Origin of the sequence: Streptomyces sp. E2N166, from assembly GCF_003671715.1 — a bacterium.
Lineage (GTDB): Bacteria > Actinomycetota > Actinomycetes > Streptomycetales > Streptomycetaceae > Streptomyces > Streptomyces thinghirensis.
The window spans coordinates 1,308,761-1,334,816 of the sequence record NZ_RAIF01000012.1 but is presented as its reverse complement, the minus strand read 5'-3'; the positions used below and the strand labels follow the sequence as shown (position 1 = coordinate 1,334,816).

Here is a 26,056-nt window from a genome sequence, read left to right as displayed (position 1 = left end):
TTGTGGACATGTTCATGTACTCCATAACCTCCTGGGTGTTGTGCAGAGCGAAACCGTCATTGCATATGTTGCAACGCACGCCCGGAGGAACACTCCATGAAGCTCGCCCCCCGCCTGGCCGTATTGCTGGCCGCCGCCGTCGTCACCGCGACCGCCTGCGCCCCCCAGACGTCCGACAACTCCTCCTCCGGCAAGGACGAGAAGAGCGGCACGCTACGGGTCTGGCTCTTCCAGGAGGTCAACACCAAGCCGAAGGAAAAGGTCGTCGACGCGGTCCTGGCCGACTTCGAGAAGGCACACAAGGGCACGAAGGTCGACGTCGAGTACATCCCCGTCGAGACCCGCGCCCAGCGCATCAAGGCCGCCTTCAACGACCCCGACAGCGCCCCCGACGTCATCGAGTACGGCAACACCGACACCGCCGGCTACGTCAAGGACGGCGGGCTGATGGACGTCACCGAGGCCTTCGGGTCCTGGGACGAGGCCAAGGACGCCGACCCCACCGCCCGGCAGTCCGTCACCGTGGACGGCAAGATCTACGGCGCCCCCTACTTCGTCGGCGTCCGCGCCCTGTACTACCGGACCGACGTCTTCGGCGAACTCGGCGTCGAGGCCCCCAAGTCGCTGGACGAGCTGGCGTCCACCGCGAAGAAGATCCGCGCCGCGAAGCCCGGCCTCTACGGCATCGCGGTCGGCGGCGCCTACACCTACGGCGCGATGCCCTTCATCTGGGCGGGCGGCGGTGAACTCGCCACCGGCAAGGGCGGCTCGTACGCCTCGGCGATCGACAGCGCCGCCGCCCAGAAGGGCATCGAGGCGTACACGTCCCTCTTCGGCGACGACAACTGCCCCGCCGCGAAGTGCGCCGGCATGGGCGGCAACGACACCGTCACCGCGTTCGCCTCCGGCAAGGCCGCCATGGCGATAGGCGGCGACTTCAGCCGCCAGGCCGTGGAGGCCGGGGAGGTGAAGGGCGAGTACGCGGTCGTGCCGCTGCCGGGCGTGAAGCCCGGTTCGATCGCGCCGGCCTTCGCGGGCGGCAACAACATCGGCGTCCTGAAGAGCACTTCGCACCGGACCCTCGCCGTCGACCTGATGAAGCGGCTCGCGTCGAAGCGGGCGCAGGGCGAGATGTTCGACGCGATGGGCTTCCTGCCGACCTTCACGGACGTACGGCAGCGGGTCGCGGCCGAGGAGCCGTTCGTGAAGCCGTTCGTCGACACCCTCGCCGCGGGCACGAAGTTCGTCCCGGCCTCGCCCGCGTGGGCGACGATCGACTCGTCGCAGGTGCTGCCGACGATGTTCCAGGAGGTGGTCAGCGGCAAGAAGGACGTGGGCGCCGCCGCTGGGGACGCGGCTCGGAAGATGGACGACGCGTTCGGCTCCGCCGGATGAGTGTGTCGCCTTCCGGCTCGGGGGGTGCGGTGCGTGGGTCGGTGACGGTGCGTCGTGGCTCGTCGCGCCGTTCCCCGCGCCCCTTCGGGCGCTCCTCCGGTGTTCCTTGGTTGTATCTCGCGCCCGCTCTTGTCGTCCTCGGTGGGCTGCTGGTCTACCCCGTCTATCAGCTCGGGCTGATCTCCTTTCTGGAGTACACGCAGGCCCAGGTGTCCGGTGGTGAACCGACCACCTTCCAGGGGTTCGGGAACTACGCCGAGTTGTTCGGGGACGGTGAGTTCTGGCGGGTGCTGCTCGCCACCGTCGTGTTCGCGGCGGCCTGTGTGGTGTCGACGCTGGCCGTCGGGTGTGCGCTCGCCGTGCTGCTCACTCGGGTCCGTGCCCTGCCCCGGCTCGCGCTGATGATGGCCGCCCTCGGAGCATGGGCGACCCCGGCGGTCACCGGGTCGACGGTGTGGCTGCTGCTGTTCGACCCGGACTTCGGGCCGGTCAACCGGATGCTGGGCCTCGGCGACCACTCCTGGACGTACGGGCGCTTCAGCGCCTTCGGCCTGGTCCTGCTCGAAGTGGTCTGGTGCTCCTTCCCGTTCGTCATGGTCACCGTCTATGCCGGGATCCGCGCCGTGCCGGCCGAGGTGCTGGAGGCCGCCGCCCTGGACGGCGCCTCGCAGTGGCGCATCTGGCGGTCGGTGCTCGCCCCGATGCTCCGGCCGATCCTGGTCGTCGTCACCATCCAGTCGGTCATCTGGGACTTCAAGGTCTTCACCCAGATCTACGTCATGACCAACGGAGGCGGCATCGCCGGCCAGAACCTCGTCCTCAACGTCTACGCCTACCAGAAGGCGTTCGCGTCCTCGCAGTACAGCCTCGGCTCGGCGATCGGCGTCGTGATGCTGCTGATCCTGCTCGCCGTGACGCTGGTCTACCTGCGGCTGCTGCGCCGCCAAGGGGAGGAGCTGTGAATCTTCCGCGTGCGCGTGTGCGCCGACCGTGGCGGCTGGCGGCCGAGGCCTCGGCGCTGCTGATCGCGGTCGTGGTGGCCTTCCCGCTGTACTGGATGGTGCTGAGCGCCTTCAAACCGGCCGGGGAGATCGAGTCGAGCGAGCCGCGTCCGTGGACCCTGGCGCCGTCGCTCGATTCCTTCCGGCGGGTCTTCGGACAGCAGGAATTCGGTCGTTACTTCCTCAACAGCCTGCTTGTGGCGGGCACCGTCGTGATCGCCTCGGCGCTGATCGCGTTCCTCGCGGCGACCGCGGTGACGCGTTTCCGGTTCCGTTTCCGGACCACCCTGCTGATCATGTTCCTGGTGGCCCAGATGGTGCCCGTGGAGGCGCTCACCATCCCGCTGTTCTTCCTCATGAGGGACTTCGGCCAGCTGAACACGCTGGGGTCGCTGATACTGCCTCACATCGCCTTCTCGCTGCCGTTCGCGATCTGGATGCTGCGAGGGTTTGTGAAAGCCGTGCCGGAGGCCCTGGAGGAGGCCGCCTACATCGACGGCGCGAGCCGGGCGCGATTCCTGTGGCAGATCCTTTTCCCGCTGGTCTTCCCGGGGCTGGTGGCCACCAGTGTCTTCTCCTTCATCTCGACCTGGAACGACTTCCTGTTCGCCAAGTCGTTCATCATCAGCGACACCTCCCAGTCGACCCTGCCGATGGCGCTGCTGGTCTTCTACAAGCCGGACGACCCGGACTGGGGCGGTGTGATGGCCGCGTCCACGGTGATGACGATTCCGGTGCTGGTCTTCTTCGTACTCGTGCAACGACGACTCGTCTCCGGCCTCGGCGGAGCGGTAAAGGACTGACGTGACAGACGTGATTCCCCAGCCACGGCAAGTGACCGGCCACGAGGACGGCTTCTTCGGTCTCGGCCCGCACACCGAGGTGGTGGCGGACGACGGTACGGAGCACACCGAGCGCTGGCTGCGCGCCACTTTGGGTGCCGCGACCGGCCTGCCGTTCCCGCCCGGGACGGGGGGCGACGACGTCGTCCGCCTGTCCCTCGACGGTGAGCTGGGCGCCGAGGGATACCGCCTCGTCGTCGAACCGACGGGCGTGCACCTGACGGGCGGTGGTCCGGACGGCCTCTTCTGGGGCGCTCAGACGCTCCGGCAACTGCTCGGCCCGGACGCCTTCCGGCGCGCCCCGCTGCCCGGCCGCCGGTGGCGGCTGCCGCTGGTCCGCATCGAGGACGCGCCCCGCTTCCGCTGGCGCGGCCTGATGCTGGACGTCGCCCGGCACTTCATGCCCAAGGACGGCGTCCTGCGTTACCTGGACCTGATGGCCGTCCACAAACTGAACGTCCTGCACTTCCATCTGACGGACGACCAGGGCTGGCGCGTGGAGATCGAACGCCATCCGAAGCTCACCGGGACCGGCTCCTGGCGGGCGCGCACCAAATACGGCCACCGCGCCTCGCCGCTCTGGGAGGACAAGCCCCACGGCGGTTTCTACACCCAGGACGACATCCGGGAGATCGTCGCCTACGCCGCCGAGCGGCACATCACCGTCGTCCCCGAAATCGACGTACCCGGACACTCGCAGGCCGCCATCGCCGCGTATCCGGAACTCGGCAACACCGATGTGATCGACACCACCGCTCTCTCCGTCTGGGACACCTGGGGTGTCTCCCCGAACGTACTCGCCCCCACCGAGAACACACTGCGTTTCTACGAGGGCGTGTTCGAGGAACTCCTGGAGCTTTTCCCCTCGGAGTTCATCCACATCGGCGGTGACGAATGCCCCAAGGACCAGTGGCGGCGCTCGGCCACCGCGCAGGCACGCATCGAGGAACTCGCCCTCGCCGACGAGGACGAACTCCAGGCCTGGTTCATCCAGCACTTCGACACCTGGCTCGCCGAACGCGGACGCCGGCTCATCGGCTGGGACGAGATCCTGGAGGGCGGACTGGCCAAGGGCGCGGCCGTGTCCTCCTGGCGCGGGTACGCCGGCGGGGTCGCCGCCGCGCGCGCGGGACACGACGTCGTCATGTGCCCCGAGCAGCAGGTGTACCTGGACCACCGGCAGCACGCGGGCGCGGACGAACCCGTGCCGATCGGCTTCGTGCGCACCCTGGAGGACGTCTACCGGTTCGAGCCGGTGCCCGCGGAGCTGACGCCGGACGAGTCCGGGCACGTGCTCGGCACCCAGGCGAACGTGTGGACCGAGGTGATGGAGAACCAGGCGCGCGTGGACTACCAGACGTTCCCGAGGCTCGCCGCGTTCGCCGAGGTCGCCTGGAGCGCCCTGCCCGCCCCGGCCGACCGGGACTTCGCCGGCTTCGAGCGCCGGATGGCCGCCCACTACCGGCGACTTGACGCCCTGGGCGTCGGCTACCGGCCGCCCGGCGGTCCGCTGCCCTGGCAGCGGCGGCCCGGTGTGCTCGGCCGGCCGATCGACGGGCCGCCGCCGAACAAGTAAGGCGGACGGGCAAGGCGAGCAGGCAAGACGTACAAGCAAGGCGTACAGGTAAAGCGCACAAGTAAGGCGCGCAAGTAGGGAGAAAGCCCCGAAACGCCACAGAGGAGTGGCAACTCTCGCTCATCGTGCTCACCTCTGATTGTCGGCTGATTGCCAGAGATCCTGTGCTAAATCGGACCATCTCGCCGACGAGGTGGGCGAATGCCTCCTAGCGGACCCCCGCGTTCGGGCCCTGCAAAGATGTGCCAGAGTTGCCACGTCCGCCCTGTGAGGTCGTACCGTACGGCCACATGGGCGGGACCAGGTGGGACAGCGGGAAGGGGCAGTCGGATTGACCACGCACGCACCGCAGGCGGCGCAGGCCGTCACGCTGCCCACGACACTGGACGAGGCCGTGGCGGCACTGGCCGCCATGCCCGCCGCCGTTCCGGTCGCGGGCGGCACCGACCTGATGACCGCCGTCAACTCCGGCCAGCTCAGGCCCGCCGCGCTGGTGGGCCTCGGCCGGATCAGCGAGATCCGCGGCTGGCAGTACCAGGACGGTCACGCGCTGCTGGGCGCGGGACTCACCCACGCCCGCATGGGGCGCCCCGACTTCGCCGCGCTCATCCCGGCGCTCGCCGCCGCCGCGCGCGCCGCCGGACCCCCGCAGATCCGCAACGCGGGCACCCTGGGCGGCAACATCGCCTCGGCCGCACCCACCGGCGACGCGCTGCCGGTGCTGGCCGCACTGGAGGCGACGCTGATCATCGCGGGCCCGGACGGGGCCCGCCGGGAAATGCCGGTGTCACACCTGCTGGCCGGCATGGAGATGCTCCGCGCGGGCGAACTCATCGGCTACGTGCGCGTGCCGCTGCTGCACGCGCCGCAGGTCTTCCTGAAGGCGACCGGCCGGACCGGCCCGGGCCGCGCGATGGCCTCCGTGTCGCTGGTCCTCGACCCCGCCCGGCGCGGGGTGCGGTGCGCCGTCGGCGCCATCGCGCCGATGCCGCTGCGCCCCCTGGAGGCCGAGCAGTGGGTGGCCTCCCTCATCGACTGGGACAACGGCCGCGCGATCGTCCCGGAGGCGCTGAGCGCCTTCGGCGAGTACGTCGCCGCCGCTTGCATCCCCGACGCGGCCCCGGCCGAGGACGGCTCCGTACCGCAGCTCCCGCCGGCCGTACTGCACCTGCGGCGCACCGTCGCCGCGCTGGCCCGACGAGCACTGGGGAGGGCGCTGTCGTGACCGACGACCAGCACGACGACCGGCACGGCGATCAGGACCGGCACGGCGATCAGTACGGAGGGGGCACGCCCCCCAGCGGCGGCCGCTGGGACCCGCTGCCCCAGGGCGACTACGACGACGGCGCCACCGCCTTCGTGAAGCTCCCCGAGGGCGGCGTGGACGCGCTCCTCGCCTCCGCCGACAGCCCGCTCGCCGCACCCGGGCACGGCTATGTGCCGCCGCAGATCACGGTCGCGCCCGCCACCACCGCCGGCACCGACCCGGCGGCCACCGGCACCTGGGCGATGCCGGCCGCACCCGTGGACGGCGCGCAGTGGCACGTCCCGGACGCGGGGCAGGAGCCCGCCGCTCACCAGGAGCCCGCCGCTCACCAGGGGTACGCCGAGTACCCGCGGCAGGACCCGTACGGCGGGAGCGCGCCGTACGACACGAACGCGCCGTACGACGTGCACGCCGGGCAGGGCGACCGGTTCTCGTACCGGCCCGGGGCCACCGGCCAGTGGGACTTCTCCGAGGCCGCGGCCTCCGACGGCACCGCGCCGCCCGAGGCCGATGCCGCGTCCGACCAGGACGTGACCGGGCAGGACGTGACCGGGCAGTGGTCCATCCCCGTCGCCGACGGCGAGCTGCCGGACGAGTCGGGCGAGTTCACCCAGTCGTCCCTGGCCGAGCAGTGGGGCGGCACCGCACCGGCCACCCTGCCCGGCGGCGCCCCCGCGCCCTGGGCGACCCAGCCGGCCGGACAGCCTTGGGGCGACCGCGCGGCCGAGGCCGCACCGGGCGGCTACGAGCGGTCGTCCGAAGCGGCCGCGTCCGCACCCCGGGCGCCCGAGCCGGCGGCCGGTCCGTACGTCGGAGCGCCCGCGGGACCCGCCGCGGAGACCCGACCCTCGGCACCGATGGCCGGCGGAATGGCGGCCGACGAGACGGTGACCGACGAGCCCCAGGGGGCCGAGGAGGCCTTCGAGGGGCCCGCAGAGCCGCCCGCGGACACCGGCGAGGACGTGACGGCGGAATCCGGCCGGGAGGCCGCCGAGGAGCCCGTGACGGGCCCGGCGCCGGCCGCCGCGCAGGAGCGCCGGCATGCGCCCGCGCAGGAGCATGAGCCCGGGCAGGAGCGCGAGCCCGGGCAGGAGCATGAGCCCGCCCAGGAGCATGAGCCGGGGCAGGAGCATGAGCCCGCCCAGGAGCGTGAGCGGGAGCCGGAAACGGAGCCCCGCACCGCCCTCCGGACCGAGACCGACCCGGCAGCCTCCGAGACCGAGACCGACCCGGCAGCCTCCGAGACCGACCCGGCCGTCCTCGCCTCCGCGGCCGACCCGGCCGCCTCTCGGGAGCCGGCCCCGCACGAGGATCACCCCCTCGCCTCGTACGTGCTGCGCGTCAACGGCGCCGACCGGCCCGTCACCGACGCCTGGATCGGCGAGTCGCTGCTGTACGTGCTGCGTGAGCGGCTCGGCCTCGCGGGCGCCAAGGACGGCTGCTCGCAGGGCGAGTGCGGCGCCTGCAACGTGCAGGTCGACGGCCGGCTGGTCGCCTCCTGCCTGGTCCCGGCCGTCACCAGTGCCGGCAGCGAGGTGCGTACGGTCGAGGGCCTCGCCGCCGACGGGCGGCCGTCGGACGTGCAGCGGGCGCTCGCGCGGCGCGGCGCGGTGCAGTGCGGCTTCTGCGTGCCCGGCATGGCGATGACCTTGCACAACCTCCTCGAGGGCAACCCGGCGCCGACCGAACTGGAGGCCCGGCAGGCCCTGTGCGGCAACCTCTGCCGCTGCTCCGGCTACCGGGGCGTCCTGGAGGCGGTCAAGGAGGTCGTCGCCGAGCGCGAGGCGCACACCGCCGCCGACGCGGCCGGGACGGACGCCGACGAGCCCCGTATCCCGCATCAGGCGGGTCCGGGCGCGGGCGGCGTCAACCCGTCGGCGTTCGAGTCCCAGGGGCCGCCGGGGACAACGGACGCACCGGGACCGCACGACCAGCCCTACGGTGAGAACGGCCAGGACGGAGGCCACGCGTGAGCAACGACGCCGCGACTGCGGAGGCCGCGGGAACCGATGAGGCGACCCCTGTCCCCGAGCCGATCCCGCACGGCCTCGGCGCCTCCCTGCCGCCCGCCGACGCCCGCGCCAAGACGGAGGGCACCTTCCCGTACGCCGCCGACCTGTGGGCCGAGGGCCTGCTGTGGGCGGCCGTCCTGCGCTCGCCGCACCCGCACGCGCGCATCGTGTCCATCGACACCACCCACGCGCGCGAGATGCCCGGCGTACGGGCGGTCGTCACGCACGAGGACGTACCCGGCGTCCCACTGCACGGACGCGGCGGGCGGGCCGACCGCCCGGTGTTCGCCTCCGAGGCCGTACGCCACCACGGCGAGCCCATCGCCGCCGTCGCCGCCGACCACCCGGACACCGCGCGGATGGCCGCCGCCGCCGTCATCGTCGAGTACGAGGTGCTCGACCCGGTGACCGACCCGGAGCAGGCATTCGAGGCCGAACCGCTGCATCCCGACGGCAACCTGATCCGGCACATCCCGCTGCGCCACGGCGACCCGGAGGCGACCGGCGAGGTCGTCGTCGAGGGCCTGTACCGCATCGGCCGCCAGGACCCGGCGCCGATCGGCGCCGAGGCGGGCCTCGCGGTGCCGCGCCCGGACGGCGGCGTGGAGCTGTACCTGGCCTCCACCGATCCGCACGCCGACCGCGACACGGCCGCGTCCTGCTACGGCCTGTCACCCGACCAGGTGAAGATCGTCGTCACCGGGGTGCCCGGTGCCACCGCCGACCGCGAGGACCAGGGCTTCCAGCTGCCGCTCGGCCTGCTGGCGCTGAAGACCGGCTGCCCGGTGAAACTGACCGCCACGCGCGAGGAGTCCTTCCTAGGCCACGTCCACCGGCACCCCACCCTCCTGCGCTACCGCCACCACGCGGACGCCGAGGGCCGGGTGGTGAAGGTCGAGGCGCAGATCCTGCTCGACGCGGGCGCCTACGCCGACACGTCCTCGGACGCCCTGGCCGCCGCGGTGGCGTTCGCCTGCGGCCCCTACGTCGTCCCCAACGCCTTCATCGAGGGCTGGGCCGTACGCACCAACAACCCGCCCTCCGGCCATGTGCGCGGCGAGGGCGCCATGCAGGTGTGCGCCGCGTACGAGGCGCAGATGGACAAGGTCGCCAAGAAGCTCGGCCTGGACCCGGCCGAGGTGCGGCTGCGCAACGTCCTCGCCACGGGCGACGTGCTCCCCACCGGCCAGACGGTCACGTGTCCCGCCCCCGTTGCCGAACTCCTCCAGGCGGTCCGCGACTTCCCGCTCCCCGCACTGCCCAAGGACACGCCCGAGGACGAGTGGCTGCTGCCCGGGGGCCCCGAGGGCGCGGGTGAGCCGGCCGCGGTGCGCCGGGGCGTGGGCTACGGCATCGGCATGGTGCACATGCTGGGCGCCGAGGGCGCCGACGAGGTCTCCACGGCCACCGTGAAGGTCCAGGACGGCGTGGCGACGGTGCTGTGCGCGGCGGTCGAGACCGGCCAGGGCTTCACGACCCTGGCCCGGCAGATCGTCCAGGACGTCCTCGGCGTCGACGAGGTGCAGGTGGCGCCCGTCGACACCGACCAGCCCCCGGCCGGCGCGGGCTGCCGGAGCCGGCACACCTGGGTGTCGGGCGGCGCGGTGGAACGGGCGGCCAAGATGGTCCGCACCCAGCTCCTCCAGCCCCTCGCGCACCAGTTCGGGATGTCGACCGAGCTGCTCCAGATCGCCGACGGCAAGATCACCTCGTACGACGGCGTGCTGTCGACGACGGTCGCCGAGGCACTGGACGGCAAGGAACTGTGGGCCACCGCCCAGTGCCGCCCGCACCCGACCGAGCCGCTGGACGAGGCGGGCCAGGGTGACGCCTTCGTCGGCATGGCCTTCTGCGCGATCCGCGCGGTGGTGGACGTCGACATCGAGATCGGCTCGGTACGGGTCGTGGAACTGGCCGTCGCCCAGGACGTGGGCCGTGTGCTGAACCCGGCCCAGCTGACCGCCCGGATCGAGGCGGGTGTGACCCAGGGCGTGGGCATCGCGCTGACGGAGAACCTCCGCACCCCGCGCGGCCTGATCCGCCACCCCGACCTCACCGGCTACGCCCTGCCCACCGCGCTGGACACCCCGGACATCCGGATCGTGAAGCTCGTCGAGGAACGCGACGTGGTCGCCCCCTTCGGCGCCAAGGCGGTCAGCGCGGCACCGGTGGTGGCCTCCCCGGCGGCCGTCGCCTCCGCCGTGCGCGCGGCCACGGGACGCCCGGTGAACCGCCTCCCGATCCGCCCGCAGGCCGCGGTGGTGACGGGGAACTGAGCCGCCCGCGCGCGTGAGGCAACGCGCGACGTGCGGGGCACGTCTGTACCAAGGGACGGGCGCGTCCGGTGTGCCGGGCCGTTGTCAGTGGCGGCCCCTAGGCTGCGAAGCGGTGGGGGGCGGCTGACGCGCCCACCGCACGGAGCGCGCTCACGCACACTCGGGGGGACGATGCACGAGGTCACGACGGACACGACGACGCGGACACCGGCGCGCTTGCCGCTGTTCTGGACATCGGCGGCGGTGATCGGCTGCCTGCTCCTGTCCGCGGGCCGCCGCACGGTCTCCGGTCTCGCCCTGGACCTGTCCTACCGTCTGCTGGCCCGTGAGTTCGGCCGGGGCCGCGTGGCCCGCTTCGAGGACATCGACTTCCCGCCGGCCCTCACCCACGAGCCCACCCGCCGCTTCCTGCGCGAGACGGGCCTGCCGGAGAACGCGTTCCCGCTCGGGACGGACGACGACGGCATACCGCTGCCGACCCTGGCGGAGTACTACGGGCACGCGGTCCCGGCCGAGGCGGCGGGCCACCTGGTCCGGCTCGGCCGACTGCCGGACGGCAGCGACGTGGTCGTGGACGGTCCGACGGGTACGGTCCTGACCTGGCACCCGGCCGACGCCGGCCTGCGCCCCCTCACCCCGGACGTCTCGACCCTCGTCCTCACGCTGTGTCTGCTGCGCCGCGCGGCGGTACCGGAGGCCGTGGCGGGCTCCGCACCGGCGCAACCCCGCGGCTGAGCTCGCTGACGCGAGGCCGGTCGTACGACCAAGGTCCCGGTCCCGTACCGCCTCTCGACAGGGGTCAAAGCGGTCTGCGGCCCTTACTCTGACGACCATGACCGTCCCTGAACCGCGCGACACCGAGGTCGCCGACACCCCCGCCCCCGGCCCGAAGGCCGACCGCACCGCGCCCGCCGCCGAGACCGTGCTGAGCCGCGCCTACCGGGCACTGAGCGTCGGCATCGTCTCCGTCATCGTTCTGATCGCCTTCGAGGCGACGGCGGTGGGGACGGCGATGCCGGTGGCGGCGCGGGAGCTGGACGGGGTGTCGCTGTACGCGTTCGCGTTCTCGGGGTACTTCACGACGAGCCTGTTCGGGATGGTGCTCTCGGGTCAGTGGTCGGACCGGCGGGGGCCGCTGGCGCCACTGACCGCCGGAATCACCGCCTTCGCGGCCGGGCTGGTGCTGTCCGGGACGGCCGGCGCGATGTGGTTGTTCATCCTCGGGCGGGCCGTGCAGGGGCTCGGCGGCGGGCTGGTGATCGTCGCGCTGTACGTCGTCGTCGGGCGGGCCTACCCCGAGCGGCTGCGGCCCGCGATCATGGCGGCGTTCGCGGCCGGCTGGGTCGTCCCGTCGATCGTCGGCCCGCTCGCGTCCGGAGCGGTGACCGAGCACCTCGGCTGGCGCTGGGTGTTCGTCGGCATCCCGGTGCTGGTCGTGATCCCGCTGGCGCTCGCGCTGCCGCAGATACGCAGCCGGGCGGCCGGGCCGGTGGGCGGGGCGGAGGCACCGGCCTCCTTCGACCGCCGCCGCATCCGCCTCGCCCTCGCCATCTCGCTCGGCGCCGGCCTGCTCCAGTACGCCGCCCAGGACCTGCGCCCGGCCTCGCTGCTGCCCGGCGCGGTGGGCGTGGCGCTGCTCGTCCCGGCCGTCCTCGGGCTGCTGCCGCGCGGCACCTACCGGGCGGTGCGCGGGCTGCCCTCCGTCGTGCTGCTGCGCGGCGTCGCCGCGGGCGCCTTCATCGCCGCGGAGTCCTTCGTCCCGCTGATGCTGGTCACGCAGCGCGGGCTCAGCCCCACGATGGCCGGGTTCTCGCTGGCCGCGGGCGGGGCCACCTGGGCCCTGGGGTCCTGGTTCCAGTCCCGGCCGCGCCTCGAACCCCACCGCGAGCGCCTGATGGCCCTCGGCATGGCCCTGGTGGCGGCGGCCATCGCCACGGCGCCGAGCGTGCTGATCGACGCCGTGCCCGCCTGGACGGTGGCCGTCGCCTGGGGCTTCGGCTGCTTCGGCATGGGCCTGGTCATCTCCTCCACCAGCGTGCTCCTGCTCAAGCTCTCCGCCCCCGAGGACGCCGGCACCAACTCGGCCGCCCTCCAGATCTCCGACGGCCTCTCCAACGTCATCCTGCTGTCGGTCGGCGGCGCCGCCTTCGCCGCCCTCGGCGGCGGCACGGTCAGCCACGCGGCCACGGAGGCGACCGGCTCCCACCCGGCGGCCTTCGCGGCGGTGTTCCTGCCGATGGCGGGGGTGGCCCTGGTGGGGGCTTGGGTGGCCACGCGGGTGCGGGAGCGGTGAGCGGTGCGGGTGAACCCGGCCACGCGGCCGGCGGGGCGGCTGCGACGGCTGTGACCTCCGTCCCACCCGGGGGTGACCCGCCCCGGTGCGCGCGTCGATCGCGTCGGGGCGCCGGTAGGGTGGCCCGGTTGTCATACGTGGCCGAGCCGATCTACCCCCTTCGGAGACCGTGACTACCACCGCCAGCTCCAGCACCTCGCACCACCTGTCCCCGGCCTTCCCCGGGCGCGCCCCGTGGGGCACCGCCAGCAAGCTGCGGGCCTGGCAGGAAGGGGCGATGGAGAAGTATCTCCAGGAGCAGCCCCGGGACTTCCTGGCGGTCGCCACCCCCGGCGCCGGCAAGACCACCTTCGCCCTGACGCTCGCGTCCTGGCTGCTGCACCACCACGTCGTGCAGCAGGTGACCGTCGTCGCGCCGACCGAGCACCTGAAGAAGCAGTGGGCGGAGGCCGCGGCCCGGATAGGGATCAAGCTCGACCCCGAGTACAGCGCGGGCCCGCTCAGCCGCGAGTACCACGGCATCGCCGTCACCTACGCGGGCGTCGGCGTCCGCCCCATGCTGCACCGCAACCGCGTCGAGCAGCGCAAGACCCTCGTCATCCTCGACGAGATCCACCACGCCGGTGACTCCAAGTCCTGGGGCGAGGCATGCCTGGAGGCGTTCGAGCCGGCCACCCGCCGCCTCGCGCTGACCGGTACGCCCTTCCGCTCCGACACCAACCCGATCCCCTTCGTCACGTACGAGGAGGGCAACGACGGCATCCGGCGCTCCGCCGCCGACTACACGTACGGATACGGTTCCGCGCTCGCCGACGGCGTCGTGCGCCCGGTCATCTTCATGAGCTACAGCGGCAACATGCGCTGGCGGACGAAGGCGGGCGACGAGATCGCCGCGCGGCTGGGCGAGCCGATGACCAAGGACGCGGTCAGCCAGGCATGGCGCACCGCCCTCGATCCGCGCGGCGAATGGATGCCCGCCGTGCTGCGCGCCGCCGACCAGCGGCTGACCGAGGTCAGGAAGGCCATCCCGGACGCGGGCGCCCTCGTGATCGCCGCCGACCAGGACTCCGCCCGCGCCTACGCCAAGCTGATCCGCGAGATCACCGGCAGCAGGGCCACCGTCGTACTGTCCGACGACACCGGCGCCTCCAAGAACATCGACGACTTCAGCGGCAGCACCGACCGGTGGATGGTGGCCGTCCGCATGGTGTCCGAGGGCGTCGACGTCCCCCGCCTCGCGGTCGGCGTCTACGCCACCACCATCTCCACCCCCCTCTTCTTCGCCCAGGCCGTAGGCCGCTTCGTACGCTCCAGGCGCCGCGGCGAGACCGCCTCCGTCTTCCTCCCCACCGTGCCCGACCTGCTCACCTTCGCCAACGAGATGGAGCGCGAGCGCGACCACGTCCTCGACAAGCCCAAGAAGGAGGGCGAGGAGGACCCCTACGCCGAGTCCGAGAAGGAGATGGACGAGGCGAACCGGGAGCAGGACGAGGACACCGGCGAGCAGGAGCAGTTCTCCTTCGAGGCGCTGGAGTCCGAGGCCACCTTCGACCGGGTCATGTACAACGGCGCCGAGTTCGGCATGCAGGCGCACCCGGGGAGCGAGGAGGAGCAGGACTACCTCGGCATCCCGGGACTGCTGGAGCCCGACCAGGTCCAGCTCCTGCTCCAGAAGCGGCAGGCCCGGCAGATCGCGCACAGCCGCAAGAAGCCCGACGACGAGGCCGATCTGCTCGAACTGCCCGCCGAACGGCGCCCGGTGGTCTCGCACAAGGAGCTGATGGAGCTGCGCAAGCAGCTCAACACCATGGTCGGCGCCTACGTCCACCAGAGCGGCAAGCCGCACGGCGTGATCCACACCGAACTGCGCCGCGTGTGCGGCGGCCCGCCCAGTGCCGAGGCCACCGGCGGGCAGCTGCGCCAGCGCATCGCCAAGGTGCAGGAGTGGGCCACCCGCATGAAGTGACGGGCTGGCGTGGGCGCCGCCCGCATGCGCTGTACGTATCGGGACAAACACAGGTAGTCCCCACCGGTCGCCGCCCGGATTCTGGACGGAGCCTTCCGCTGAGCGAACCAGGTCGCTACTGTCCCGCTACGCACACGCCCCGTGGCAGCGCCGCCGCGGAGCGCAGCCGTGAAGCGACTGGGCCCGGGCACAAGGCCGGGCCGTCAGCCGATCGGCGGCCTCTGAAGCGCGTCACTGACGGGACTCGGTGACGCAATCCCGCTCGGAGGGCCGCCGACCTCACCACTAAGGAGTGGGCGTCGTGACCGCGGAGACCTCTCAGACGCTCGACCGGGGACTGCGCGTCCTCAAACTGCTGGCCGATACGGACCACGGGCTGACCGTCACCGAGCTATCCCACAAACTGGGCGTCAACCGGACCGTCGTCTACCGGTTGCTCGCCACACTGGAACAGCACGCACTCGTACGCCGTGACCTGGGCGGCCGCGCCCGAGTCGGACTCGGGGTACTGGGCCTGGGCCGCCAGGTGCACCCACTCGTCCGCGAGGCGGCCATGCCGGCCCTGCGCTCGCTGGCCGAGGACATCGGGGCGACGGCACACCTGACGCTGGTGGACGGGGCGGAGGCGCTCGCCGTGGCCGTCGTCGAGCCGACCTGGACGGACTACCACGTGGCCTACCGGGCTGGGTTCCGGCATCCGCTGGAGCGGGGGGCCGCGGGCAAGGCGATCCTCTCCGCGCGACAGCAGGCACAGCCGCAGCCGGTCGGTGACGCGGTGGAAGGGCCGGGATACACCCTGACCCACGGTGAGCTGGAGGCCGGGGCCTGCGGGGCGGCCGCGCCGCTGCTCGGGGTGACGGGGGTGGAGGGCAGCGTCGGCGTGGTGATGCTGGCCGACGTGGTCCCGGAACGGGTGGGGACGCGCGTGATGGAGGCGGCCCGGGAGGTGGCGGAGGCGTTGCGGTAGCGGCGTGACTGCGGGCAGTCGTGCCGCTGGGGCGGCACGGGTGGGCGCAGCGGCACCCCGCCGTCCCCGGGCCGCGCGACCCACCCGGCCCCAGCACCGACGCAGAGCACCCGCCGTAGGGGGAGGCGCAGCCCTGTCGCGTTAGATTGACCCCGTGCTCTCTCGTCTCACGCGCCCCCAGGCCCTCGCCGTTTGCGGTCTCCCCGTCGTGGCGCTGCTCGCCACCGCCGTGTTCGCGCCGCTGCCGTTCTCCGTGGCGCGGCCGGGCCTGACGGCCGACGTGCTGGGGCGGAACCAGGGCGCCCCGGTGATCACGATCAAGGGCGCGCCCACGCACGAGACGAGCGGTCAGCTGCGGATGACGACCATCGAGGCGACCGGCCCGGACGCGAGCGTGCACCTCGGCGACGTGCTCGGCAGCTGGTTCGACACCGACCGGGCGGTCATGCCGCGCGACGCCGTCTACCCGAGCGGCGACGACGTCGAGGAGATCGAGGAGTACAACGAGGAGCAGATGCGGGAGTCCCAGGACGCGGCGACCACCGCCGCGCTGGCCCACCTGGACCTAGACGAGGCGGACGTCGACGTCGAGCTGCGCCTGGAGGACGTCGGCGGCCCCAGCGCCGGACTGCTCTTCTCCCTCGGCATCGTCGACAAGCTGGGCGCCGGCGACCTCACCGGCGGCCGGGTCGTCGCCGGTACCGGCACCATCAGCACCGGCGGCAAGGTCGGCGCCGTAGGCGGTGTGCCGTTGAAGACGCAGGCCGCGCGACGGGACGGGGCCACGGTCTTCCTGGTGCCGAAGGCGGAGTGCTCGGACGCGCGGGCGGAGCTGCCGAAGGGGCTCAGGCTGATCCCGGTCACCACCCTCGACGGGGCCGTCGACTCGCTCAAGGCCCTGGCGACGGGCAAGGGCGAGGTCCCAGCCTGCTGAGGGAGCCGGGGCTCCCGCTCGGTCCCGTTCAGCCCTCCGTCACGAAACCCTTCTCGACCATCCAGTCCAGCGCCACCTGGTGCGGGTCCTCGCCGTCGACGTCGACCTTCGCGTTCAGCGTCCGCGCCACGTCGTTGTTCAGCGCCTCGGTGACCGGAGCGAGGACGTCGGCGATCGCCGGCCACTTCTTCAGGACGTCCGTGCGAACCATGGGCGCCGCGTTGTAGTTCGGGAAGAAGTTCCTGTCGTCCTCCATCACCACCAGGTTCATCGACTTGATCCGCCCGTCGGTGGTGTACACCTCGCCGTAGGTGCAGGCGCCGTCGGCCGTCTGGGTGTAGATGATCCCGGTGTCCATGTCCGTGACGTTCCCGGCCGGGATGTCCATCCCGTACGCCTCCTCCATGCCCGGCAGCCCGTCCGCCCGGTTGGCGAACTCGACCTCCACGCACAGTGTCACCGCGGCCGGGTCGGACTCGGACAGCTCGGCCACCTCCGACAGGGTCTTCGTGCGGTACCTCTTGTAGTTCGCCTGGTTCATCGCGAGCGCGTACGTGTTGTTCAGCTCGGCCGGCGGCAGCCAGGTCAGCCCCTTCTTCAGGTCCTCCTCGCGCACGGCCTCCCACTGCTCGCGCGGGTCGGTGATCGGCTCGGCGTGCCCCAGGTACGTGATCCAGGCGGTGCCCGTGTACTCGTACGTGGCGTCCGCGTCGCCGTTCTCCACCGCCGCCCGGGTGCCGACGGAGCCCTGGATGCCGGTGCGGTCGAGCACCTCCGCCCCGGCCGCCTGGAAGGCGATGCCCATGATCGCGCCGAGGATCAGCTGCTCCGTGAACTGCTTGGACACGACGGTGAGGTCGGCGCCCTCCAGCGGCCGGCCCTTCCCGATCGTGCCGGGCCCGACGTCGTCGACCATCGGGGAGCCGCTGGTCAGCCCGCAGCCGGAGGCGGCCACCAGCAGTGCCGCCGTCACCAGCCACGTACGGCGTCGAAGGCCCCGGGGCCGTGCCGCGGACCGCGTGCTCATGTCCTCACCTCCAGGCCACGAGGCCGCAGCAGCAGTTCCGCGAGCGAGGCCAGCCAGTCCACCAGCAGCGCGAGGGCCACGGTGAGGATCGAGCCGAGCACCAGCACCGGCATCCGCTGGCTGGTGATCCCGGTGGTGATCAGCACGCCCAGCCCGCCGCCCCCGCCGAAGACGGCCAGCGTCGCCGTACCGACGTTGAGGACGAGGGCCGTGCGCACGCCGGCCAGGATCAGCGGGACGGCCAGCGGCAGCTCCACGCGCGTGAGCACGCCCAGCGGGGACATGCCGATGCCGCGCGCCGCCTCCAGCAGGGTCGGGTCGTTCGCCTTCAGACCGGCGATGGTGTTGGAGAGCACCGGCAGGACGGCGTAGATGATGATGCCGATCAGGGCGGCCCGGCGGCCGATGCCCAGCCAGATCACCAGCAGCGCCAGCAGGCCGATCGCCGGGGTCGCCTGGCCCATGTTGGCGAACGCCATCGCCACCGGCATGGCCTTCCGGAACATCGCGCGGGTGAGCAGGATGCCCAGCGGGATCGCGATGATCAGCACGAAGAAGGTGGAGATCACGGTGAGCTGCACGTGCTGCCACAGTGCCTTGGTGACCTGCCCGTCCGACAGGGCGTTCTCGCTCAGCGCGTCCAGGTCGGCCTGCCGGAACCACAGCCAGGTCGCCAGCAGCAGGGCGACCAGGGCCGCGGGCAGGAAGGTCAGCTTCCGCCAGCCGACCCGCCGCTCCGTCGCCGCCGGGGACGGCGGGCGCGGCTCCTGCTCCGCCTCGTCCTCGTCGTCGTAGGCGATCCCCCCGCTCTCGCGTTCGCCCTCGGGCTGCCGACCGGACGAGGAGCCGGACGAAGGGCCGGAATTGCTGCTCACGCCTTCGCCTCCCCTCCGAAGCCCTCCTGCTCGGCATGGGTCTGCTCCGCCCGGGCCTCCTCCAGGTCGTGCTGGTGCTCCAGCGCGTCCAGCCGGTCGGCCTCCAGCAGCTCGTGCACGGAGTTCAGCAGCGTCTCCATGTCGACGACGCCCTCGTACTCCCCACGCCGCCCGGTGACCGCGACCCGACCCGTGTTGTCGGTGAGCACCGCCTCCAGCGCGTCCCGCAGGGTCGCGTCCCGGGTCACCGTGTCGTGGACCAGCGTCCCGGCCCGCGCCAGCGAGCCCTTGGCCCGCATCAGGTCGCCGCGCCGCAGCCACTTGTAGGGGCGGCGGCGCCGGTCGAGGAGCAGGATCTCGTTGGTGCCGGCCGCCCGCAGCGCGTTGAAGATGTGCTGGAGCGGGTCCTCCACGGTCACCGTCGGGTAGTCGGTGATCCCGACGTCCCGTACGCGGGTCAGGTTCAGCCGCTTCAGAGCCGCCCCGGCGCCCACGAAGCCGGAGACGAAGTCGTCCGCCGGGTTGGTGAGGATGGCCTCCGGGGTGTCGAACTGCGCGATGTGGGAGCGCTCGCGCAGCACGGCGATGCGGTCGCCCAGCTTGATCGCCTCGTCGAAGTCGTGGGTGACGAAGACGATCGTCTTGTGCAGCTCGTGCTGGAGCCGGATCAGCTCGTCCTGGAGGTGGTCCCTGGTGATCGGGTCGACCGCGCCGAACGGCTCGTCCATCAGCAGCACCGGCGGATCGGCCGCCAGCGCCCGCGCCACGCCCACCCGCTGCTGCTGGCCGCCGGACAGCTGGCGCGGATAACGGCCGTGGAACTCCCCGGCGTCCAGTCCGACCAGGTCGAGCATCTCCTCCACCCGCGACCGGATCCGCGCCTTCGACCAGCCGATCATCTTCGGTACCAGCGCGATGTTCTGGGCGACGGTCATGTGCGGGAAGAGACCGGAGGCCTGGATCGCGTAGCCGACCTTGCGCCGCAGCTTCACCGGGTCGATGTCGGTGACGTCCTCGCCGTCGATGCGGATGCGTCCGCCGGTGGGCTCGATCAGCCGGTTGATCATTTTCAGGGTGGTCGACTTCCCGCAGCCCGAGGGGCCGACGAAGATGACCGTCTCGCCGGCCTTGATCTCCATCGACACGTTCTCGACGGCCGGCTGCGGGTTGCCGGGGTAGTGCTTGGTCAGGCAGTCCAGTTCGATGGTCGCCCCGGTGGTGGCACTGCGACCGGTCGTCCCGGTGGTCTCAGACACGGATCCCCCTCGGAATGGTCAGCCGTCCGAGCAGGACGTACGCGGCGTCGAACAGCAGCGCCAGGACGATGATGCCGAGGGTGCCCGCGAGGACCTGGTTCAGGGCGTTCTTGCTGCCCAGCGAGGCGATTCCGCGGAAGATCTCGTTGCCGAGCCCAGGCCCGGAGGCGTAGGCGGCGATCGCGGCGATGCCCATCAGCATCTGCGTCGAGACCCGGATGCCGGTGAGGATCGGCGGCCAGGCCAGCGGCAGCTCCACCCTCAGCAGCCGGGCCACGCGCGACATCCCGATGCCTGTCGCCGCGTCCACCAGCGCCGGGTCCACCCCGCGCAGGCCGACGATCGCGTTGCGCACGATCGGCAGCAGCCCGTACAGGACCAGCGCGGTCACCGTCGGCGGCACGCCCAGCCCCACGATCGGGATGAGCAGACCGATCATGGCCAGTGACGGGATGGTCAGGATCGTCGACGTGGTCAGCGTCGCCAGATTCCCCGCCCACTCGCTGCGGTAGGTGACGACGCCGATCAGGACGCCGAGCAGCGTCGCCACGACCATGCACTGGAAGACGGCGCTGGCGTGCTGGTAGGCGTCGGTGAGCAGCTGCTGGTGGCGGCTGCCCAGGAACTCCCAGAAGTTCACCGCCGCTCACCTCCGGGAATCGGGCCGGCCGGGGAGCCGGTCTCAGTCGCGTCTGCCGCTGTCCTCGGCCGCCTGCTCCACCAGCGGGATGATCCGCAGCGGAACGGGGTTCTCCATGACGATCGCCGTGGAGGCCCGGACGATGCCATCAAAACCGACAACCAGGTCGATCACACGTTGGAGATCGGCGTTGGAGCGGGCCACCAGCCGGCACAGCATGTCCCCGGTGCCGGTCGTGGTGTGCAGCTCCAGAACCTCCGGCACGGTGGCCAAGTGGGCACGCACGTCGGCGCCTTGGCCCTGCCGGATCTGCAGCGTGGCGAACGCGGTGACCGGGTAGCCGAGTGCCGCCGGGTCCACCTCGGGGCCGAAGCCGCGGATGACTCCGTTCGACTGAAGCCGGTCCAGCCGCGCCTGCACGGTGCCGCGTGCCACGCCCAGCCGCCGGGACATCTCCAGCACCCCGATCCGCGGCTCCCGGGCCAGCAGCCCGATGATCCGCCCGTCCAGTCGATCGATCGCCATGCCCGCGCCCTCCCGGCCGGTGACCCTGGTCATCCTGTACAGATCGCCCGGCCCGACCGCTGTATCACTGGTCAGGTTGCCCAGTGAAGACGCAAACTATTGCGCACCTTGCAGACGCGGGAGACCCTGCGGCTATGACGCAGACCACACACCACACTCCCGACACCGCCCGGCAGGCCGACCCCTTCCCGGTCAAGGGAATGGACGCGGTCGTCTTCGCCGTGGGCAACGCCAAGCAGGCGGCGCACTACTACTCCACCGCCTTCGGCATGCAGCTGGTCGCCTACTCCGGACCGGAGAACGGCAGCCGGGAGACCGCGAGCTACGTCCTGGAGAACGGCTCCGCCCGCTTCGTCCTCACCTCGGTGATCAAGCCCGCCACCGAGTGGGGGAACTTCCTCACCCGGCACGTGGCCGAGCACGGCGACGGCGTCGTCGACCTCGCCATCGAGGTTCCGGACGCGCGCGCCGCCCACGCCTACGCCGTCGAGCACGGCGCCCGCTCGATCGCCGAGCCGTACGAGGTCAAGGACGAGCACGGCACCGTCGTCCTCGCCGCCATCGCCACCTACGGCGAGACCCGCCACACCCTCGTCGAGCGCACCGGCTACGACGGCCCCTACCTGCCCGGCTACACCGCCGTCCAGCCGATGGTCGAGCCGCCCGCCAAGCGCACCTTCCAGGCCGTCGACCACTGCGTCGGCAACGTCGAACTCGGCCGCATGAACGAGTGGGTCGGCTTCTACAACAAGGTCATGGGCTTCACGAACATGAAGGAGTTCGTGGGCGACGACATCGCCACCGAGTACTCCGCGCTGATGTCCAAGGTGGTCGCCGACGGCACCCTCAAGGTCAAGTTCCCGATCAACGAGCCCGCGGTCGCCAAGAAGAAGTCCCAGATCGACGAGTACCTGGAGTTCTACGGCGGCGCCGGCGTCCAGCACATCGCGCTGAACACCAACGACATCGTGGCCACCGTACGCACGATGAGGGCGGCCGGCGTCCAGTTCCTGGACACGCCCGACTCGTACTACGACACGCTCGGCGAGTGGGCGGGCGAGACCCGGGTGCCCGTGGAGACGCTGCGCGAGCTGAAGATCCTCGTCGACCGCGACGAGGACGGCTACCTGCTGCAGATCTTCACCAAGCCGGTCCAGGACCGCCCGACCGTCTTCTTCGAGATGATCGAACGGCACGGCTCGATGGGCTTCGGCAAGGGCAACTTCAAGGCCCTGTTCGAGGCGATCGAGCGCGAGCAGGAGAGGCGCGGCAACCTCTGACACACCCTAGGCGGGCGGGTCCTCCACGGAGGGCTCGCCCAGCTCCGCCAGCTCCCGCTTCGCCTCCGGCGCCCGCAGCGGCGAGAAGTACGGGTTGATCATCAAGGCCTCCCGCAGATGCCGTCGCGCGGGCCCGTACCGCCCCAGTTCCTTCTCGATCACACCCCGGTGGAACACGTGCAGCGCGCTGCGCACCCCGCCGCCCTGGTCGCCGTCCGTCGCGATCGTCGCGAACTCCAGCGCCTCCTCGTCCTCACCGGCCCGGTGCAGCGCCCAGCCCAGCGCGTCGGCCACCGCGGTGCCCGGCTGCCGCCCCCACTCGGTCCGCAGCCGCCGCACCGCCGCCGCCGGGTCCCCGTGGTCCGCCTCGAACCTTCCCAGCACCAGCCCCTCGTCGGCCCCGGCCGCCTCGGCGCCCCGCACCCGTGCCCGCAGCAGGTCGTACTGCACCCGCGCGGCCTGGTCCAGCCCCAGCGACTCGTACAACTCGCCCAGTTCCAGCGCGTACTCCGGGCTCGGCCGCTTGACCAGCGCCGCCTGGTACGCCGACAGCGCGTCCGTCGTCCGGCCCAGCGCCGCCAGCGCACGGGCCTGCCCGGCCCGCGCGGCCCGCTGGTCGGGGTCCGTGCGCAGCGCCTCCTGGAAGAACCGCAGCGCCTCTCGTCGGTCCCCGCGTTCGAACGCCAGCCGCCCGGCCTGCTCCAGGTACGCCGCCCGCTCGGCCGGCGCCTCGGCGGCCGCCGCCGCGTCGGAGATCTGCGCCGCCGCGTCCTCCCGCCAGCCCCGGTCCCGGTAGACGGCCGCGGCCCGCGCCCTGACCGCCGGTGTCCCCGGGCGCAGCTCCATCACCTTGTCCAGGGCCCGCCCCACGCCCTTGTGGTCGCCGAGACCGGTGTAGGCGTCGATCAGCACCGCGTGTGCCGTCCACCGCTTCGGCGCCGCCTCGACCGCGCGCTCCCCCCACTTCTTCGCCGCGGGGAAGTCCCGCCGCGCCACCGCCAGCGCCGCCAGCCCCTCCAGGGCCTGCGGATTGCGCTCCGCCCCGACCTTCAGCGAGGTGCGCAGCGCCTTCTCGGCCTTCGGCCAGTTCGCGATGTCCGCCGTTCGCCGGCCCTGCTCGACGTACGCCGCCCCGAGCACCGCCCACGACACGCCGTCCAGCGGATGCGCCCGCAGATGGGTCTCCCGGTCGCCGATCAGCACGGCCAGGTCGGGCAGCGCGGCCGGCACGCCCGTGGTGACCGCCCCGCGCGCCAGCGCGGCCGGCCCCGGCGCGGGCGGGGAAGCGTCGCCGCCGTCCCAGGGGAGCAGCACCAGCACCCCGCCGAGTACGACGGCCCCGGCGACGGAGGCGATCAGCACCCGGCTCCGGCGGCGTGAGCGCCACCCGTTCTCGGTCTCCCTCTTCATGACCTCCATGGCGCTTACTGTGCGCCAATGCGACGATCACACCGGGACTTGTGCCGGGCGCCGTCGACGGGGTTCACACCGATGGCCCCCGGGTGCGAACCTCCGATCATGAGCCGTATCGAAGCGCCTCGCGACAAAGACGACGCAGCCCACCAAGCCGGAGCGGTCACGGCGGCCTCCGGCACCCTCGTCGACCGGCTGCTCGCCGGCCTGCCGGCCGAGTCCGTCCTCACCGACCCCGACGTCACCGCCTCCTACGCCAACGACATGGCGAGCTTCTGCCCGGCCGGTGCCCCCGCGGCGGTGGTCCTGCCGCGCACCGTGGAGGAGGTCCAGCACGTGATGCGCACCGCCACCGCGCTGCGCGTCCCCGTCGTCCCGCAGGGCGCCCGCACCGGCCTGTCCGGCGCGGCCAACGCCAGCGACGGCTGCATCGTGCTGTCCCTGACCAGGATGGACCGCATCCTGGAGATCAACCCGGTCGACCGCGTCGCCGTCGTCGAGCCGGGCGTCGTCAACGCCACGCTCTCCCGCGCGGTGAACGAACACGGCCTGTACTACCCGCCCGACCCCTCCAGCTGGGAGATGTGCACCATCGGCGGCAACATCGGCACCGCCTCCGGCGGCCTGTGCTGCGTCAAGTACGGGGTGACCGCCGAGTACGTCCTCGGCCTGGACGTCGTCCTCGCCGACGGCCGCCTGATGTCCACCGGCCGCCGCACCGCGAAGGGCGTCGCCGGGTACGACCTCACCCGCCTGTTCGTCGGCTCCGAGGGCTCCCTCGGCATCGTCGTACGGGCCGTCCTCGCCCTGCGCCCCAAGCCGCCCGAGCAACTGGTGCTGGTCGCCGAGTTCGCCTCCGCGACCGCCGCCTGCGACGCGATCTGCCGGATCATGGAGGGCGGGCACGTGCCGTCCCTCCTCGAACTGATGGACCGTACGACCGTCAAGGCGGTCAACGACCTCGCCCACATGGGTCTGCCGGAGACCACCGAGGCCCTGCTGCTCGCCGCCTTCGACACCGCCGACCCGGCCGCCGACCTCGCCGCCGTCGGCGCGCTGTGCGAGGCCGCGGGCGCCACGCAGGTGGTCCCCGCCGACGACGCGGCCGAGTCCGAACTCCTCCTCCAGGCCCGCCGCCTGTCCCTCACCGCCCTCGAGGCCGTCAAGGGCACGACGATGATCGACGACGTGTGCGTGCCCCGGTCCCGGCTCGGCGACATGCTGGAGGGCATCGAGCGCGTCGCGGCCAAGTACGACCTCACCATCGGCGTCTGCGCCCACGCGGGCGACGGCAACACCCACCCCACCGTCTGCTTCGACGCCCAGGACCCCGACGAGTCCCGGCGCGCCCGCGAGTCCTTCGACGAGATCATGGCCCTCGGCCTGGAACTGGGCGGCACCATCACCGGCGAGCACGGCGTGGGCGTCCTGAAGAAGGAGTGGCTGGCGCGGGAGATCGGCCCGGTGGGCCTGGAGATGCAGCGGGCGGTCAAGCAGGCCTTCGACCCGCTGGACATCCTCAACCCGGGCAAGCTCTTCTGACCGTTCCTCCCCGTCACCGGGCGAGCAGCTCGGCCAGCCCGTCGTCGATACCGAGCTGCCCGCCCTCCGTGCCGGGCGGCACCGCCCGCAGGGTCCGCTCCAGCCAGGCCGACACCTGCGCCGTCGGCGCCTCCAGAAGGGCGTCCCCGTCAGGGCTGCTCAGCCCCATCAGCACCACGCTGCGGCCCTCCGCCTTCGACGGCCACACCCGCACGTCCCCGTGCCCGCACGGCCGGAACACCCCCTCCACCAGCAGTTCGCGGGCGAACGTCCAGTGCACCGGGTGGCCGGAGTCGACGTGGAAGGTGATGTGGACGGCGTACGGGTCGTCGGTGTGGTAGCCGAGCAGCGCCGGTACCGGGATGCCGCGCTCGGGCGACAGGATGAGCCTCAGCTCCAGTTCGCGTTCCACGACGGTGGGGTTGGGGTGCATGGCGGGGTTGTCCTCTCTCGTACGGGTCCGCACGGGCCGCCTGAACGGGCCCGCACGAGTGAGAGCGGCCGGGGCCGCGAGCGTTACGCGGGTTGGCGGAACTTTTTCCCAACCTCTGTCCCCGGTGTGAAGGTCCATGCAGAGGTTGCCCGGAAAGGGGTGGGTCCGGCGGGACCGGCGGTGCGGATTGCGCCCGTCTGATAGATGTTGAGCCCCCATATCAACCCCCGAGCAGATACGGGACGACGGACATGAGCGCCCCAACCCCGGCCCCCGGCGACGACAGGCCCCGCGAAGGGTATTACCCGGACCCGTCCATTCCTGGATACGTCCGGTACTGGAACGGCGCCTCCTGGGTGCCGGGCACCAGCCGGCCCGCCCCCAAGGACGGCGAGTCGCTCGCGCCTCCGCCCGGCGCGCGGCCCTCCGTCGAGGAGACCGGCCCGCACTTCTTCGACGAGGACCCGGTCGAGGAGCCGCACGGCGCCGCGTCCCAGCACGGCAGCCGCCCGGAACCCGCGACGGCCTGGGGCGCC

General features: G+C 72.3%; 22 protein-coding genes. 15 read left to right on the top strand and 7 right to left on the bottom strand.

The features are described from left to right. Positions 1–96: 96 nt before the first annotated feature. From EBH09_RS13855 to EBH09_RS13800, 12 genes are all read left to right on the top strand, one after another. Positions 97–1,395, top strand: coding sequence for an extracellular solute-binding protein (locus EBH09_RS13855; RefSeq protein WP_121747242.1), 1,299 nt, complete (start codon positions 97–99; stop codon positions 1,393–1,395). Next, positions 1,392–2,357 (top strand): sugar ABC transporter permease, encoded by a 966-nt coding sequence (locus EBH09_RS13850; protein WP_121747241.1) that lies wholly within the window; start codon positions 1,392–1,394, stop codon positions 2,355–2,357. Before EBH09_RS13855 ends, EBH09_RS13850 begins: the two co-directional genes overlap by 4 nt. Next, positions 2,354–3,199 carry a carbohydrate ABC transporter permease gene (locus EBH09_RS13845; protein WP_121747240.1) on the top strand — a complete coding sequence of 282 codons (846 nt, stop codon included), beginning with the start codon at positions 2,354–2,356 and terminating at the stop codon, positions 3,197–3,199. Before EBH09_RS13850 ends, EBH09_RS13845 begins: the two co-directional genes overlap by 4 nt. Position 3,200: 1 nt before the next feature. Beyond that, positions 3,201–4,814: a beta-N-acetylhexosaminidase gene (locus EBH09_RS13840; protein ID WP_121747239.1), complete on the top strand. Its 1,614-nt coding sequence runs from the start codon at positions 3,201–3,203 to the stop codon at positions 4,812–4,814. 331 nt (positions 4,815–5,145) lie between these two features. Continuing rightward, a complete protein-coding gene (locus EBH09_RS13835; protein WP_121747238.1) occupies positions 5,146–6,039 on the top strand; it encodes an FAD binding domain-containing protein in 894 nt (297 codons plus the stop codon). Further along, entirely contained in the window at positions 6,036–8,054 is a 2,019-nt protein-coding gene (locus tag EBH09_RS13830) for a 2Fe-2S iron-sulfur cluster-binding protein (RefSeq protein ID WP_121747237.1), read from the top strand. Before EBH09_RS13835 ends, EBH09_RS13830 begins: the two co-directional genes overlap by 4 nt. After that, positions 8,051–10,369 (top strand): molybdopterin cofactor-binding domain-containing protein, encoded by a 2,319-nt coding sequence (locus tag EBH09_RS13825; RefSeq protein ID WP_121747236.1) that lies wholly within the window; start codon positions 8,051–8,053, stop codon positions 10,367–10,369. Before EBH09_RS13830 ends, EBH09_RS13825 begins: the two co-directional genes overlap by 4 nt. 171 nt (positions 10,370–10,540) lie before the next feature. Then, a complete protein-coding gene (locus tag EBH09_RS13820; protein ID WP_121747235.1) occupies positions 10,541–11,104 on the top strand; it encodes an SUKH-4 family immunity protein in 564 nt (187 codons plus the stop codon). A 97-nt stretch (positions 11,105–11,201) separates the two neighbouring features. Further along, positions 11,202–12,662 (top strand): MFS transporter, encoded by a 1,461-nt coding sequence (locus EBH09_RS13815; protein ID WP_121747234.1) that lies wholly within the window; start codon positions 11,202–11,204, stop codon positions 12,660–12,662. Positions 12,663–12,831: 169 nt separating this feature from the next. Beyond that, complete coding sequence (locus tag EBH09_RS13810) at positions 12,832–14,628, top strand: DEAD/DEAH box helicase (protein ID WP_121747233.1); 1,797 nt, start codon at positions 12,832–12,834, stop codon at positions 14,626–14,628. Between the two features lie 301 nt (positions 14,629–14,929). Beyond that, on the top strand, positions 14,930–15,595 hold the full coding sequence (locus tag EBH09_RS13805) for a helix-turn-helix domain-containing protein (RefSeq protein WP_121747391.1): 666 nt from the start codon (positions 14,930–14,932) through the stop codon (positions 15,593–15,595). A gap of 154 nt (positions 15,596–15,749) precedes the next feature. Then, positions 15,750–16,529 carry a S16 family serine protease gene (locus EBH09_RS13800; RefSeq protein WP_121747232.1) on the top strand — a complete coding sequence of 260 codons (780 nt, stop codon included), beginning with the start codon at positions 15,750–15,752 and terminating at the stop codon, positions 16,527–16,529. A 28-nt stretch (positions 16,530–16,557) separates the two neighbouring features. Here the strand turns inward: EBH09_RS13800 and EBH09_RS13795 are convergent, their stop codons facing one another. Genes EBH09_RS13795 through EBH09_RS13775 form a run of 5 tightly spaced genes read right to left on the bottom strand, consistent with a single transcriptional unit; the run spans position 16,558 to position 20,852 of the window. Then, entirely contained in the window at positions 16,558–17,556 is a 999-nt protein-coding gene (locus EBH09_RS13795) for a glycine betaine ABC transporter substrate-binding protein (RefSeq protein ID WP_121747231.1), read from the bottom strand. Next, the gene (locus EBH09_RS13790; RefSeq protein WP_121747230.1) at positions 17,553–18,431 is read right to left on the bottom strand and encodes an ABC transporter permease; all 879 of its coding nucleotides are present in this window, start codon (positions 18,429–18,431) and stop codon (positions 17,553–17,555) included. The genes EBH09_RS13795 and EBH09_RS13790 overlap by 4 nt, the downstream gene beginning before the upstream one ends. Then, a complete protein-coding gene (locus EBH09_RS13785; RefSeq protein ID WP_121747229.1) occupies positions 18,428–19,687 on the bottom strand; it encodes a betaine/proline/choline family ABC transporter ATP-binding protein in 1,260 nt (419 codons plus the stop codon). Before EBH09_RS13785 ends, EBH09_RS13790 begins: the two co-directional genes overlap by 4 nt. Continuing rightward, positions 19,680–20,327 (bottom strand): ABC transporter permease, encoded by a 648-nt coding sequence (locus tag EBH09_RS13780; protein ID WP_121747228.1) that lies wholly within the window; start codon positions 20,325–20,327, stop codon positions 19,680–19,682. Before EBH09_RS13780 ends, EBH09_RS13785 begins: the two co-directional genes overlap by 8 nt. Positions 20,328–20,369: 42 nt before the next feature. Beyond that, positions 20,370–20,852, bottom strand: a complete 483-nt coding sequence (locus EBH09_RS13775) for an Lrp/AsnC family transcriptional regulator (RefSeq protein WP_121747227.1) — start codon at positions 20,850–20,852, stop codon at positions 20,370–20,372. A 134-nt stretch (positions 20,853–20,986) separates the two neighbouring features. Here EBH09_RS13775 and hppD point away from each other — a divergent pair, with 134 nt between their 5' ends. Then, entirely contained in the window at positions 20,987–22,132 is a 1,146-nt protein-coding gene (gene hppD / locus EBH09_RS13770; RefSeq protein WP_121747226.1) for a 4-hydroxyphenylpyruvate dioxygenase, read from the top strand. A gap of 6 nt (positions 22,133–22,138) precedes the next feature. On the opposite strand, the gene EBH09_RS13765 is transcribed toward hppD, so the two are convergent. Next, positions 22,139–23,551: a tetratricopeptide repeat protein gene (locus tag EBH09_RS13765; protein ID WP_193776281.1), complete on the bottom strand. Its 1,413-nt coding sequence runs from the start codon at positions 23,549–23,551 to the stop codon at positions 22,139–22,141. 99 nt (positions 23,552–23,650) lie between these two features. Here EBH09_RS13765 and EBH09_RS13760 point away from each other — a divergent pair, with 99 nt between their 5' ends. Continuing rightward, a complete protein-coding gene (locus tag EBH09_RS13760; RefSeq protein ID WP_121747225.1) occupies positions 23,651–25,087 on the top strand; it encodes an FAD-linked oxidase C-terminal domain-containing protein in 1,437 nt (478 codons plus the stop codon). Positions 25,088–25,100: 13 nt separating this feature from the next. On the opposite strand, the gene EBH09_RS13755 is transcribed toward EBH09_RS13760, so the two are convergent. Then, positions 25,101–25,520, bottom strand: coding sequence for an SsgA family sporulation/cell division regulator (locus EBH09_RS13755; protein ID WP_121747224.1), 420 nt, complete (start codon positions 25,518–25,520; stop codon positions 25,101–25,103). 251 nt (positions 25,521–25,771) lie between these two features. On the opposite strand from EBH09_RS13755, the gene EBH09_RS38890 reads away from it, so the two are divergent. After that, on the top strand, positions 25,772–26,056 hold a 285-nt coding region (locus EBH09_RS38890), incomplete at its 3' end, for a DUF2510 domain-containing protein (protein ID WP_238697293.1).